The sequence below is a fragment of the Acinetobacter sp. 161(2023) genome (genome assembly GCF_037027805.1).
Classification (GTDB): Bacteria; Pseudomonadota; Gammaproteobacteria; order Pseudomonadales; family Moraxellaceae; genus Acinetobacter.
Genome location: NZ_JAZEYD010000004.1, coordinates 84,686 through 97,920, shown reverse-complemented (window position 1 = coordinate 97,920; position 13,235 = coordinate 84,686). Strand labels below are relative to the sequence as shown.

Annotated in this window: 11 protein-coding genes and 1 riboswitch; of the genes, 10 read left to right on the top strand and 1 reads right to left on the bottom strand. The window is 41.3% G+C overall.

Annotated features, from left to right (window positions below; genetic code table 11):
* Window position 1: 1 nt before the first annotated feature.
* From WA249_RS04850 to lpxC, 5 genes are all read left to right on the top strand, one after another.
* A complete protein-coding gene (locus tag WA249_RS04850) occupies window positions 2–928 on the top strand; it encodes a D-alanine--D-alanine ligase (RefSeq protein WP_005300616.1) in 927 nt (308 codons plus the stop codon).
* Between the two features lie 2 nt (window positions 929–930).
* Window positions 931–1,785: a cell division protein FtsQ/DivIB gene (locus tag WA249_RS04845; protein ID WP_336166704.1), complete on the top strand. Its 855-nt coding sequence runs from the start codon at window positions 931–933 to the stop codon at window positions 1,783–1,785.
* 60 nt (window positions 1,786–1,845) lie between these two features.
* Entirely contained in the window at window positions 1,846–3,108 is a 1,263-nt protein-coding gene (gene ftsA / locus WA249_RS04840) for a cell division protein FtsA (RefSeq protein ID WP_336166703.1), read from the top strand.
* Between the two features lie 164 nt (window positions 3,109–3,272).
* Entirely contained in the window at window positions 3,273–4,448 is a 1,176-nt protein-coding gene (gene ftsZ / locus WA249_RS04835) for a cell division protein FtsZ (protein ID WP_336166702.1), read from the top strand.
* Window positions 4,449–4,557: 109 nt separating this feature from the next.
* Window positions 4,558–5,460, top strand: a complete 903-nt coding sequence (gene lpxC / locus WA249_RS04830; protein ID WP_336166701.1) for a UDP-3-O-acyl-N-acetylglucosamine deacetylase — start codon at window positions 4,558–4,560, stop codon at window positions 5,458–5,460.
* 97 nt (window positions 5,461–5,557) lie between these two features.
* Here lpxC and WA249_RS04825 read toward each other — a convergent pair whose 3' ends face one another.
* A complete protein-coding gene (locus tag WA249_RS04825; RefSeq protein WP_336166700.1) occupies window positions 5,558–5,998 on the bottom strand; it encodes a DUF721 domain-containing protein in 441 nt (146 codons plus the stop codon).
* 107 nt (window positions 5,999–6,105) lie between these two features.
* On the opposite strand from WA249_RS04825, the gene WA249_RS04820 reads away from it, so the two are divergent.
* The 5 genes from WA249_RS04820 to WA249_RS04800 all read left to right on the top strand — a co-directional run bounded on the left by WA249_RS04820 (window position 6,106) and on the right by WA249_RS04800 (window position 12,977).
* Window positions 6,106–6,798, top strand: a complete 693-nt coding sequence (locus tag WA249_RS04820) for a M23 family metallopeptidase (RefSeq protein WP_336166699.1) — start codon at window positions 6,106–6,108, stop codon at window positions 6,796–6,798.
* A 250-nt stretch (window positions 6,799–7,048) separates the two neighbouring features.
* Window positions 7,049–9,766 (top strand): pyruvate dehydrogenase (acetyl-transferring), homodimeric type, encoded by a 2,718-nt coding sequence (gene aceE / locus WA249_RS04815; RefSeq protein WP_336166698.1) that lies wholly within the window; start codon window positions 7,049–7,051, stop codon window positions 9,764–9,766.
* 2 nt (window positions 9,767–9,768) lie between these two features.
* Entirely contained in the window at window positions 9,769–11,748 is a 1,980-nt protein-coding gene (locus WA249_RS04810; protein WP_336166697.1) for a 2-oxo acid dehydrogenase subunit E2, read from the top strand.
* Window positions 11,749–11,893: 145 nt separating this feature from the next.
* Entirely contained in the window at window positions 11,894–12,172 is a 279-nt protein-coding gene (locus WA249_RS04805; protein WP_336166696.1) for a hypothetical protein, read from the top strand.
* 28 nt (window positions 12,173–12,200) lie between these two features.
* Window positions 12,201–12,386, top strand: a riboswitch (yybP-ykoY riboswitch).
* A gap of 15 nt (window positions 12,387–12,401) precedes the next feature.
* Window positions 12,402–12,977, top strand: a complete 576-nt coding sequence (locus WA249_RS04800; protein ID WP_336166921.1) for a TMEM165/GDT1 family protein — start codon at window positions 12,402–12,404, stop codon at window positions 12,975–12,977.
* Window positions 12,978–13,235: the final 258 nt, after the last annotated feature.

The following is a 13,235-nucleotide window of genomic DNA, read 5'->3' as shown; positions in this document are numbered from 1 at the left end:
CGTGTCAAATGCTACAAAATTCGGCAAAGTTGCCGTGCTATTTGGTGGGAAATCGGCTGAGCGTGCTGTGTCTTTAGATAGTGGTCAGGCAGTTCTGGACGCTTTATTGCGTTCAGGTGTTCAGGCTGAAGCATTTGATCCGCAAGACCGCAGTGTGACTGAACTTGTAAATTATGATCGTGCATTTATTGTATTGCATGGTCGTGGCGGTGAAGATGGCCAGATTCAAGGTGTGCTTGAATGGTTAAATCTGCCTTATACAGGAACGGGTGTGCAAGGTTCTGCGATTGGCATGGATAAAGTCAAAACCAAGCAAATCTGGCAAGGTAGCGATTTACCTACAGCGCCATATCGCATTATTACTAAAGAAACAGATTTAGATGCGGTGATTGCTGAGTTAGGCTTACCTGTAATTATCAAACCTGTACATGAAGGCTCAAGTGTCGGCATGAGTAAGGTTGAGAAAGCAGAAGACTTTGCTGCTGCAATTGAGAAAGCAACTCAGCACGATGCTGTTGTGATGGCAGAAAAGTGGATCACAGGTCGTGAATTCACAATCTCATTCCTAAATGGTCAGCCTTTACCGGTTATTCGTTTACAGCCACCAGCAGATGTTGCCTTCTATGACTATGAAGCGAAATATCAACGTAATGATGTTGAGTATGGTATTCCTTGCGGTCTAAGTGAGACAGAAGAGAAAAACCTGCAAGCATTGTGCTTACGCGCTTTTCAGGCAGTTGGTGCAGAAAGCTGGGGCCGTATTGATGCGATGCAGGATGAGCAGGGTAATTTCTGGCTTTTAGAAGTAAACACTGTGCCAGGTATGACTAGCCACTCTTTAGTTCCAAAAGCTGCGAAAGCTGTTGGCTATAGTTTTGATGAATTGTGTGTTGCCATTCTTGAGCAAACATTGGAAGGTACGGCTTAAATATGGCACAACTTCCGGCTTCCATGCGCCGTAAACGTGCGGCCATCACCTCTATTCATGATAAACCACCTACACGTAAGCAGAAGCTTGCCAATGCTGGTGGTTGGGTGCTGTTGGTTATTGCTTTTGTAGTGCTGGCAGTCGGAATTTATGGGCTATATAAAGTTATTACAGATGCAACAGTTGCAAAGCTAGAGGTTGTGGGATCGACGACTTCAGTTGAAACACAACAAGTGATGCAGCATGTTGCTCCAATTATAAAAGCGAATTATTTCACATCTGATTTAGAACAGATTCGTGATAAAACATTAGAAATTTCGTGGGTAGACCGAGTTGTCGTATCTCGTGCTTGGCCCAATGGTATTCGTGTTCGTGTCATGCCTCGACATGCCATCGCCCGTTGGGGAACAGGTCGCTTGTTAAGCGATGGAGGCGATGTATTCAGTGAGGCAGAGCCGACGATTCACCCCGAGCTTCCGTTACTACATGGTCCGGTAAGCCAGTCGAAAATGATGATGCGACGCTATAATGAAATTAATCAATTATTCCATCCAGCGAATTTGCGCCTAAAAGAGTTATATCTGACAGAGCGAATGACTTGGTTTATGCAGTTTGACTCAGGTTTACGAATTATTGTTGACCAAGATCAAACAATGAATAAGTTGCAACGATTAAGTCATCTGGCACAATCTGACTTAAAACCGGTGTGGTCGAAAATCTCAGCCATTGATTTGCGATATCGTAATGGATTATCTATTCAATGGAAGAACGCAACACCACCTAAAATTGCGAATGGTCAGTTTGTTGTAACGATTGATGACACAAGCATTGCAGGTGGAACAAAAGCAAAGCCATAATACGTGGCTTTAAAATAGGCAATTTGCCTGGTATTAAACAACAAAGAAATGGTATGAGTGATGAGTGAAGCTGTTCCCTCAGTTGTTGCGATTGACATTGGGACGCATAAAGTTTCAGTTTTGATTGGAAAAATTCATGCACCGGATAACATTCAAGTTATCGGTATGGCAACTGCTCGCAATCGAGGCATGAATAAAGGAAAGATCGTAAGCCTTGATAAAGTCATCGCTGCGATTAAAAATGCTGTTGCTGAAGCGGAAAATATGGCCGAATGTCGCATTCATAGCGCATGGGTATCGATTCCGAGTACCGAGTTGCAAAGTTTTTATGCCTCTGGCCGCACACCAGTCGCTAATCCCGCACATGTTATTACAACAAATGAAGTCGTGCGCGCGTTAGAATTGGCAAAAGCAAGTCATGTGACTTCTGATTACTATTTAGCAAGTGCAGTGCCGTTAGGCTTTGAATTGGGTGATTCTGCTGAATGGGTACAGAATCCAATTAACATGACTGCCCATAGTATGACAGGACATTATCAGCTCATGATGATGCCTATAGCGACTATGCAAAATCTTGATCGCGCTATGAAAGGTGCAAATATCGGGGTTGAAAAAATGGTGGTATCTTGTCTCGCAACCGCTGAGGCAAGTTTGCTTAAAGATGAAAAAGAATATGGTGTTTGTCTGGTCGATATTGGCGCTGGCATTACCAATCTTGCGGTTTATCTAGATGGCCGTTTGGCTCTGGCACGTACATTGCAGCGCGGTGGTGAACACGTTACACGTGATATTGCTGCTGTATTGCAAACCACGACAGAAGAAGCTGAACGCATTAAAATTCTGCATGGTTGTGTTGATTTAAGTGCCGTTAAGCCAGATCACATGATTCAGGTAGAAGGAATTGACGGCCCTCAAACTATTAGTCGAATTGAGTTGTCAGAAATTATTATTGCCCGTTATGAAGAGATCTTTAGCCAGATCCGCGATGAACTCGAACACAGCGGTGCAATTCATGGTTTATACCATGGTGTAGTGTTGACAGGGGATGCTTGTCAAATCGAAGGTATGGTGAGTTTAGCTCGTCGTATGTTAGGGGTATCTGCACATTTGGGTAATCCACCTTTACAGGTTTATGTTGATGATCAGCATCAAGCAGCATTACGTCGTTCGATGTATGCAACAGCCGCTGGTTTGCTCATGTTTAGTCAAAGTGAGTTACAAGAAGCTGTTGAAGAGCCTGAAGAAGCAAATGACCGTTCGGTATGGGAGCGAATGGTAAATGGCTGGAATGCATTTAATAGCAAGCTAAAAGCCATTTTTTAGGATGTATGGATTTATTGGTAGAATTGTTGGGAAGTTGTAAGAGAAAACCACTGTACTTGACAAGGTTTGTATTGCACAGCATTCTTAAAATTAGTTATTTTTGAAAATCAAGGCAGTATACGGGCTGAAGTGACTGCCATAATGTATTAGGAACCCTAAAGGTCATGGCCTCATTTGAATTTATAGAAGATGAACTAAACGATGGCAACGGTCAAGCCCGTTTCACTGTATTTGGTGTAGGTGGTGGTGGCGGTAATGCCGTTCAACATATGGTGCAGTCTGATATTCAAGGTGTTAAATTCGTTTGTGCCAATACAGACAAACAAGCACTAGACTGTATGAATGCACCTTTCAAAATTCAGTTAGGCGAGCAAAGTACACGTGGTTTAGGTGCTGGCGCTAACCCTGAAGTCGGGCAAGTTGCAGCAGAAGAAAGCCGTGAAATTATTCGTCACCACCTTGAAGGTACGGATATGGTATTCGTTACCGCTGGTATGGGTGGGGGTACGGGTACAGGTGCGGCACCTGTGGTGGCTGAAGTTGCCAAAGAAATGGGTATTTTGACTGTCGGTGTTGTAACAACCCCATTTAACTTTGAAGGCCGTCGCCGTTTAAAATCTGCTGAGCGTGGTATTGAAGCGCTTGAAGCACATGTTGATTCATTGATTATTATCCCTAACCAACGCTTACTCAGCGTATATGGCGATATTTCAATGAAAGATGCTTATAAAAAAGCTGATGATGTGTTGCTAAATGCTGTACGTAGTATCTTTGACCTCGTTGTAAACCGTGGTCACATTAACCTTGACTTCGCCGATTTGAAAACTGCAATGAGTACTCGTGGTTACGCAATGATGGGTGCTGGTTTGGGGCGTGGTGAAGATCGTGCACGTCAAGCAGCTGAGCAGGCTATTCGTAGTCCATTGCTTGATAACGTCAATATTATTAATGCTAAAGGTGTGTTGATTAACATTACTGGCGGTGATGATATTACGTTACGTGAAACTGAAATCATTACTGATGTCGTGAACCAGATTGTTGATCTTGATGAAGGTGAAATTTTCTACGGTACGGTATTTGATCCAGATGCGCGTGATGAATTACGCGTAACAGTGATTGCAACCGGTTTAACACGTAATGCAGCAGATGCAGAACCAAGAAAACGTAATACAGTAAGCCATGCATCGACTAAATCAGCTCAATCTGTTGATGAAGATGACGTTCCTGCAATTAATAAGCGTCAAAGTGCTGACAATGAAGTGAGTAGTACTGCAAGTTCTTCTCCACGTTCTTCTCCAATGAGCATTCAAGATTACTTGAAAAATCAGCAACGTAAGTAAAAAATTATAAGATTTAAAAAAAGGCAGTGTTTAAACACTGCCTTTTTTGTTTTTGATCAATGACTAAATATGCTAACGTATAGCGGTTTTAAAAAAGAAGTTACAAAGCATGGTGAAACAACGTACTCTCAATCGTGTGGTAAAAGCGAGTGGAATAGGTCTTCATAGCGGTCAAAAAGTGATGATCAATTTCATTCCACATACCGTGGATGGAGGTATTGTATTTCGTCGTATCGATTTAAACCCACCTGTGGAAATCCATGCGAATGCTTTGCTGATTCAAGAAGCTTTCATGTGCTCCAATTTAGTGACTGGAGATATAAAAGTTGGAACAATTGAGCATGTGATGAGTGCAATTGCAGGTTTGGGAATTGATAACCTCATTGTTGAGGTATCTGCATCCGAAGTTCCGATTATGGATGGAAGTGCCGGCCCATTTATTTACCTGTTAATGCAAGGTGGATTACGTGAGCTGGATGCACCGAAAAAATTTATAAGAATATTGAAGCCAATTGAAGCATTAATAGATGATAAAAAAGCAATTTTTAGCCCGCATAATGGTTTTCAGTTAAATTTTACAATTGATTTTGACCATCCGGCATTTGCTAAAGAATATCAATCTGCCACTATCGACTTTTCTACTGAAACTTTTGTATATGAAGTCAGTGAAGCTCGTACTTTTGGTTTCATGAAAGATCTAGATTACCTTAAAGCAAATAACTTAGCTTTAGGCGCAAGTTTAGATAATGCGATTGGGGTAGATGATACTGGCGTTGTTAACGAAGAAGGCTTACGTTTCGCTGATGAATTTGTAAGACATAAGATTTTAGATGCAGTAGGTGATTTGTATTTGCTTGGTCATCAAATTATTGCCAAGTTCGATGGTTATAAATCAGGACATGCTTTAAATAATCAGTTGTTACGCAATGTTCAAAGTGATCCGAGTAATTATGAAATTGTAACATTTAATGACGAGAATGAGTGTCCAATTCCCTATGTCAGTGTGACATAAGTCATTGTCTTTATTTGGTCATGTTATAATGTAACGCTAAAAAGTGTGATTATAATCACACAATAAGAACGATTCTAATTAAGAAATAGAAAGCCCATCATTTTTTATTGCTTGCCAAACGTAGTAAAGCTTGGCTAAGCTTAGGGTCGCTCACAAAGTCGGCTGCACTACGTAACATTTCTTGTGTTTCCGGGGGGATGGGTTTAGATGACTCAGATGAGGGTGTATTTGGAATGTTTTTATTTCTCAAACGAACCTGAATTCTTTGTAAGTCTTTTAACCCTTCAAGTTGAGATAATTTAGATACATATTGGTTCTGTAAGTAACTGAGTTGACTAATCATCGCCTGATTCTCACCAGTAATGATTAAAGAACCATTTTGATAACACACGACCTGCCATTGTTCCGGTTGGGGCAATAAGGGTTGGATTATTTTCGTAAGTCTTTGCCATTGCGCGACTTGCGTTGTTAGAAACGTAAGGTTTCCTGTTTTTATGTGTTTTCCGGTTTGTTGAAAAACGTTATCGGGTTTAGACATGGGTCATTCTCAGATAGATTCTTGTCTTCATCTTAAGCGTTCATTTCGATTGATATCAAGGAAGAGATCATAAGGAACTTGAGTAAGAACAGTTTCAAGAGGTTTTTATGCACACGCGTCGTATTTTATTAGCGTTTTCACTGGCAGCTTCGGCAGCATCAGTTGCTTTTGCAGATTATCAAAATATTAACCAATCTACTGATTCAGATCGATTGGAACAATTATCAAAAACATTATCTCAAGGTTCATATACGCATCCTGATGATCTAGATCTTCCGGCGAGTGCGAAAGTTTCAGTAACTTTACGCCCAAAAACAGTTGAGCTCAACAATGAGTCGCTCGCAAAAAAATATGGTCATACGACCGCTAAAAGCTCTTTCAATGCCTCTTCTTCAAGTCCTTATTCTTGGTTAGTTTCTCATCCTCTTCCAGATAGCGTACGTGTTTCATCTAACTTTGGTGGTCGTACCATGGGTGGTCGTGCAGAGCATCATGGTGGTTTAGATATGTCTGCGCCAAGTGGCACACCAATCTACGCGACAGGACCTGGTATTGTAACCAAATCAGGTTGGGGTACTGGCTATGGTCAATATGTTGAAATTAACCATGGAAATGGTTACTTAACACGCTATGCGCATGCTTCACGTTTGATGGTTCGTGTGGGTGATCAGGTTTCTGCTGGTGACCATATTGCTAATGTGGGTTGTACAGGTCGCTGTACTGGACCACATTTGCACTATGAAGTAGTAAAAGATGGTCAACGTAAGAATCCAACAACTTACTTGGCGATGCTTCCTTAAAAGCATAGTTAAAAAAGTTAAGGTTATTAAATTTATGAATCTCAAATTAACCTAAACCTTTTTTAACGTAAAGATTGTATAAAAAAACGCCATTATTGGCGTTTTTTTGTTATTTTGTTCAATGCTCGGTCAATGACTATTCATTCAGAAAATAATAGGCCCCCCTCACATTCACCCGTGGCAATAACTAGAGAGGGGTAAAACGTGGTAAAAATACAAAGTAGATTAAAGAACAAGGAACAGGTGAATTATGGCGTTTTACGGTGACTCCGATGCACAAGAAACCCAAGAGTGGCAAGATGCATTCGATTCAGTTTTACAACATATGGGAACTGAGCGCGCAGCATTCTTATTGGAAAAACTTTACCAACAAGCAATTGCTAAGCATGTTCCAATTCAACGTCTCAATACACCTTACTTAAATACAATTTCTGTTGAAGAACAACCTGCAATGCCAGGCGACCAAGATATGGAACGCCGTATTCGTGCATTGATTCGTTGGAATGCCTTAGCAATGGTACTTCGTGCGAATAAAACAGGTGATGATTTAGGTGGACACTTGGCGAGCTTCGCATCAAGTGCAACATTATATGACGTAGGTTTTAACCATTTCTTCCGCGCAAACAGCGATAATTTTGGCGGAGATATGATTTATTACCAAGGACATTGTGCTCCTGGTATTTATGCTCGTTCATTCCTTGAAGGGCGTTTGACTGAAGAACAGTTAAGTAATTTCCGCCGTGAAGTTGGCGGTAACGGTTTACCAAGCTACCCACATCCATATTTAATGCCGGACTATTGGCAATTCCCAACTGTATCAATGGGTCTTGGTCCAATCATGTCGATTTATCAAGCGCACATTCAAAAATATTTGATGAATCGTGGTTTGATCAAAGAAGAAAATCGTAAAGTCTGGGCATATCTTGGCGATGGCGAGATGGATGAGCCAGAAAGTACTGGTGCAATTTCACTTGCTGGTCGTGAAAAACTTGATAACTTGATCTGGGTTGTTAACTGTAACTTACAGCGTCTAGATGGCCCTGTACGTGGTAACGGTAAAATCATTCAAGAATTAGAATCTTTATTCCGTGGTGCGGGCTGGCGTGTCATTAAAGTGGTATGGGGTCGTCATTGGGATCCGCTACTTGCAAAAGACAGCACAGGCGCTTTAAAAGCGGTAATGGGAGAAACAGTTGATGGCGAATACCAGCGCTATCAAGTGAAAGGTGGTGCATATACACGCGAGAAATTCTTTGGTAAGTACCCAGAAGCTGCGGAACTTGTAAAAGATTTAAGCGATGAAGACATCGATAATCTTAACCGTGGTGGTCATGACCCGTACAAAGTTTTTGCTGCCTATGCAGAAGCAATGACAGCCAAAGGTCAACCAACAGTTATTCTTGCGAAAACTGTTAAAGGTTATGGTTTGTCTGAAGAAATTGAAGCGGTGAATAAAACTCACCAAATCAAAAAAATGCAGATCGATTCTTTAAAATATGTACGTGACCGTTTTAACCTGCCATTTACAGATGATCAATTAGAAGAGCTTCCATTCTATCGCCCAAGTGAAAACTCTCCAGAAATGAAGTACATGAAAGCGCGTCGTGAAGCATTAGGTGGTTATCTACCTGCACGTCGTAAAGAGAGTGAAATTCTAGCGATTCCTGAATTATCTGTATTTGATGCAGTATTAAACGGTTCAGGTGGTAAAGAGCAATCTACCACTATGGTGATGGTTCGTTTAATTGCTGCTTTACTTAAAGAAAAAGCAATTAAAGACCGCGTAGTACCAATCGTTCCAGATGAAGCGCGTACTTTTGGTCTAGAAGGTATGTTCCGTCAGCTTGGTATTTATGCTGCTCACGGTCAAAAATATACCCCAGAAGACCAAGAACAGTTAATGCATTACCGTGAAGCAAGTGACGGTCACATGCTTCAAGAAGGGATTAACGAAGCTGGTGCGATGAGCGCATGGGCTGCGTTGGCAACAAGTTATTCAACCAATAACTTGCCAATGATTCCGATGTACATGTACTACTCAATGTTTGGTTTCCAACGTATTGGTGACATTGCGTGGGCTGCAGGTGATGCACAAGCTCAAGGTTTCTTGTTAGGTGCAACTGCTGGTCGTACCACATTGAACGGTGAAGGTTTACAGCACCAAGATGGTCATTCACATATCTTGGCGAACACGATTCCTAACTGTGTATCTTATGACCCATGTTTTGGTTATGAGTTAGCTGTAATCGTTCATGACGGTTTACAACGTATGTATGTGAACCAAGAGCGTGTGTTCTATTACCTCACTGTAATGAACGAAAACTACGAGCATCCTGCAATGCCTGAAGGCGCTGAGGAAGGCATTAAACGTGGTATGTACTTGTTCGAAAAAGATGAAAAAGCAACTGTCCAATTGATGGGTTCAGGTGTAATTCTTCGTGAAGTGATCAAAGCTGCAAAAATCTTACGTGATGAATACCAAATCCATTCAAACGTTTGGAGTGTAACAAGCTTCAATGAGTTGTCGCGTGATGGTATGGCATGTGAAGAATACAATCGCTTACACCCACTTACTGAAGAAGTGAAAGAGTCTTGGGTATCTAAACAATTGCGCGGTACAGAAGGTATTGTTGTTTCGGCAACAGACCATATGCGTGCGTATAGCGAACAAATCCGTGCTTATCTTCCAGATGGTCGTCCATTTGTTGCGTTGGGTACAGATGGTTATGGTCGCTCAGATACACGTGCTAACTTGCGTAGTTTCTTTGGTGTTGATGCTGCACATATCGTTGTTGCTACTTTGAAAAAATTAGCTGACGAAGGTGAAGTAGATGCACGTTTAGTTAAAGATGCAATTTCTAACTTTGAGTTAGACACTGATCGTCCAGTGGCATGGGCTCCACAAGCACATCCAGAAGTTCAAGCAGTTGCTGAATACCATGAAGCGCAAACAGGTGAGGGGAACTAAGCATGCAAATTAAGACCCCTGATATTGGCGTAGATAAAGCAGTTGTTGCTGAAATTTTGGTAAAAGTTGGTGACAGCATTGCTGAAAATGACAGCCTTGTTTTGCTTGAGTCAGATAAAGCGTCTGTTGAAGTGCCTAGCACTTCAGCAGGTGTCGTAAAAAGTATCTTAATCAAGGAAGGCGATAGCGTAACTGAAGGTACGGTATTGTTTGAACTTGAAGCTGAAGGTAATGTACCTGTAGCTCAAGCAGAAGAAGTTGCAAAACCTGCTCCAGCAGCTGAACAAACAGCAGCGCCGGCAGCGGTACAACAGGCTTCAACTGCTGCACAACCAGCAGTGGCAACCACGAGTCAAGTGGTTGAAGTTCAAGTTCCTGATATTGGTGTTGAAAAAGCACTTGTTGGTGAAATTTTAGTAAAAGTTGGCGAGCAAATCGATGTTGAGCAAAGCATCGTTGTGGTTGAATCTGACAAAGCAACTGTAGAAGTACCAAGCAGTGTTGCGGGTACTGTAGAAAGCATTCAAGTTAAAGAAGGCGATACAGTTAAAGAAGGTGTTGTGCTCATTAAAGTGAAAACAACATCTGCATCAAGTGCACCAGTTGAAGCTCCTGCTTCTACAGCAGCTTCAGTGGCAGCGCCTGCACCAGTTCAACAAGAAACTGTAGCTGCGGCTGCTACTCAATCTGGACCAGTTGATATTAACGTTCCTGATTTGGGCGTAGATAAAGCAGTTGTTGCTGAAATTTTGGTACAAGTTGGCGATAAAGTTGATGTAGACCAAAGCCTTGTTGTGGTTGAGTCTGATAAAGCAACTGTAGAAGTTCCAAGTACTGTTGCTGGTGTTGTGAAAGCGATTCACTTGCAAGCAGGTCAACAAGTTTCACAAGGTGTTTTGCTTGCAACAATTGAGGCGGAAGGCCAAGCACCTGCAGCAGCTCCAGCGCCAAAAGCAGAAGCTCCGGCAGCACAAGCTTCAGCACCTAAAGTGGCGGCTCCTGCTCCGACTCAGGCTGTATCTGCTCCAGTTTCTGGTAGTGATAAGTTAACGAAAGAGCAAGAAGCTGAAAACGCTAAAGTTTATGCTGGCCCTGCTGTTCGTAAGCTTGCTCGTGAACTTGGTGTGGTTTTATCACAAGTTAAAACTTCTGGTGAACATGGTCGTGTGATTAAAGAAGATATCTTTGCTTATGTGAAGACTCGTTTAACTGCACCACAAGCAGCTCCAGTAGCTGCGGCTGCACCAGCAGTTTCGGGTTTGCCAAAGCTTCCTGACTTCACTGCGTTTGGTGGCGTGGAAGAAAAAGTACTGACGCGTTTGCAGCAAGTATCAATTCCGCAATTGTCATTGAACAACTTTATTCCGCAAGTCACCCAGTTTGATTTGGCTGACATTACTGAGTTAGAAGATTGGCGTAATGAGCTGAAAGGCAACTTCAAAAAAGAAGGTATCAGCCTGACGATTATGGCATTCATTATCAAAGCCGTTGCGCATTTGTTGAAAGAAGAGCGTGAGTTTGCAGGTCATCTATCTGATGACGGTAAATCAGTGCTCTTGCGCAATGAAATCCATATGGGAATTGCGGTAGCAACACCTGATGGTTTAACTGTGCCAGTACTTCGTAACCCAGACCAAAAATCAATTAAGCAAATTGCAGTTGAATTAGGTGTGTTAGGTCAAAAAGCACGTGATAAGAAATTAACACCGAAAGACTTACAAGGTGCGAACTTCACGATTACAAGCTTAGGTTCGATTGGTGGTACATCCTTTACACCACTAGTAAACTGGCCACAAGTTGCGATTTTGGGTATTTCACCTGCAACGATGCAACCGGTTTGGAATGGTAAAGACTTTGACCCACGCTTAATGTTGCCGTTGTCGATGTCTTATGACCACCGTGTAATTAATGGTGCAGATGCCGCTCGCTTTACCAATAAACTTACGAAACTTCTTAAAGATATTCGTACTTTATTAATCTAATATTTTGAAATGAATCATTAAAACCTCGCTTCGGCGGGGTTTTATTTTGGTATTTAATTTAATTGATTTTAGGTTAATCTAAAGATAAAGAGGGAGTGATCGAGAGAGGAAAAATTTCTCGTTTTAGACAAAGGAGAAATAATAAATGGTGGGTTTTTTAAAAATCATGTTGCTGATTCTGTTGGTTGTATTTTTATTGATGGGATTATGGGTCAGTCTTTTGCACTTTCCTTGGGAGTGGATGACCTACGTGGCAATGGGTTTGGAAGTATTTGTGGCAACGCTTATTTTGCCATTTGAATTTCAATCACAACATATAGCTGGCATGAACAATGTTGGGTTTATTAATTTTAGTATTTGTTTAGCTTTATTATTGGGCTTAGGTCGACTGTTAGTGTGGGCATGGATAAAATTTTTTGTTTGAAAAATGGAACTCCTCGAATATAATGAGCACATACTTCATTGGGGAGTAGCCGCTATTCATTTCTGAATGAATAGGTGATGATCAACATAATTGTTCAACAGAACATGGTCATCATAGCTTAAACGTCTCATCGTTTCTGAGTTGGCAAGACCTTTGATTTACCACTCTGCAGATATTTGGCTAGCAGGAGGGGTAGGTCATGGGCATTTATGCTAGCCAGAGAAACGACATGCAAGAATTTCTGATTTCTACTTCGATCGTTGCCCTAGCTGAAATGGGCGATAAAACTCAATTGTTAGCTCTTTTACTGTCTGCACGTTTCCGTAAGCCAATCCCTATTCTCATTGCGATTCTTTTTGCGACTTTAATTAATCATGGTATCTCTGCTGTGCTTGGACAGTGGATTACGACGGTTTTGAGTCCCGAAATCTTGGTTTGGGTACTTGCGGGTGGTTTTATTGGTATGGCGTTCTGGATGCTTATTCCAGATAAGTTAGATGATGAAACTGATAGCATTAACAGATGGCAAAAATTTGGTGTTTTTGGTGCAACCTTTATCTTGTTTTTCTTAGCAGAAATTGGTGACAAAACGCAGATTGCAACAGTAGCTTTAGCTGCACGTTACGACAGCATTTTCTGGGTGATGCTAGGTACAACGTTGGGTATGATGATTGCCAATGCACCCGCTGTATTTATTGGTAATAAATTAGCTGAACGCTTATCTATCTCACTCATTCATAAAATTGGTGCTGCTATTTTCTTAATTGTAGGTGTCTCTACTTTGGTACAGCATTACTTCTTCTAAAGCATTTAAAGCTGTCCAAAAAACGCCCTCAATTCGAGTGCGTTTTTTTGTAGGTCATTTTAGTAGTTAAATTTCACTGTGAAGTTAATTTGGCGTGAGTTGTTGAGGCTACCAAAATTATTGATAATTCATTTCTAAAATAAGAAAAGCAAAAGCTATTTTAAAATATTATGAGAAAAATAAAGCAATTCATTGCAAGAGTGGTCGAATCCCTTTATTTTATTATGGATATAAAAATATCTAATATTTAAAGTTTTT

What these genes read in the sequence shown, in the direction of transcription:
- WA249_RS04845 (WP_336166704.1), top strand. Translation starts at nt 931, where the DNA reads ATGGCACAACTTCCGGCTTCCATGCGCCGTAAACGTGCGGCCATCACC.
- ftsA (WP_336166703.1), top strand. Translation starts at nt 1,846, where the DNA reads ATGAGTGAAGCTGTTCCCTCAGTTGTTGCGATTGACATTGGGACGCAT.
- ftsZ (WP_336166702.1), top strand. Translation starts at nt 3,273, where the DNA reads ATGGCCTCATTTGAATTTATAGAAGATGAACTAAACGATGGCAACGGT.
- lpxC (WP_336166701.1), top strand. Translation starts at nt 4,558, where the DNA reads ATGGTGAAACAACGTACTCTCAATCGTGTGGTAAAAGCGAGTGGAATA.
- WA249_RS04825 (WP_336166700.1), bottom strand. Translation starts at nt 5,998, where the DNA reads ATGTCTAAACCCGATAACGTTTTTCAACAAACCGGAAAACACATAAAA.
- WA249_RS04820 (WP_336166699.1), top strand. Translation starts at nt 6,106, where the DNA reads ATGCACACGCGTCGTATTTTATTAGCGTTTTCACTGGCAGCTTCGGCA.
- aceE (WP_336166698.1), top strand. Translation starts at nt 7,049, where the DNA reads ATGGCGTTTTACGGTGACTCCGATGCACAAGAAACCCAAGAGTGGCAA.
- WA249_RS04810 (WP_336166697.1), top strand. Translation starts at nt 9,769, where the DNA reads ATGCAAATTAAGACCCCTGATATTGGCGTAGATAAAGCAGTTGTTGCT.
- WA249_RS04805 (WP_336166696.1), top strand. Translation starts at nt 11,894, where the DNA reads ATGGTGGGTTTTTTAAAAATCATGTTGCTGATTCTGTTGGTTGTATTT.
- WA249_RS04800 (WP_336166921.1), top strand. Translation starts at nt 12,402, where the DNA reads ATGCAAGAATTTCTGATTTCTACTTCGATCGTTGCCCTAGCTGAAATG.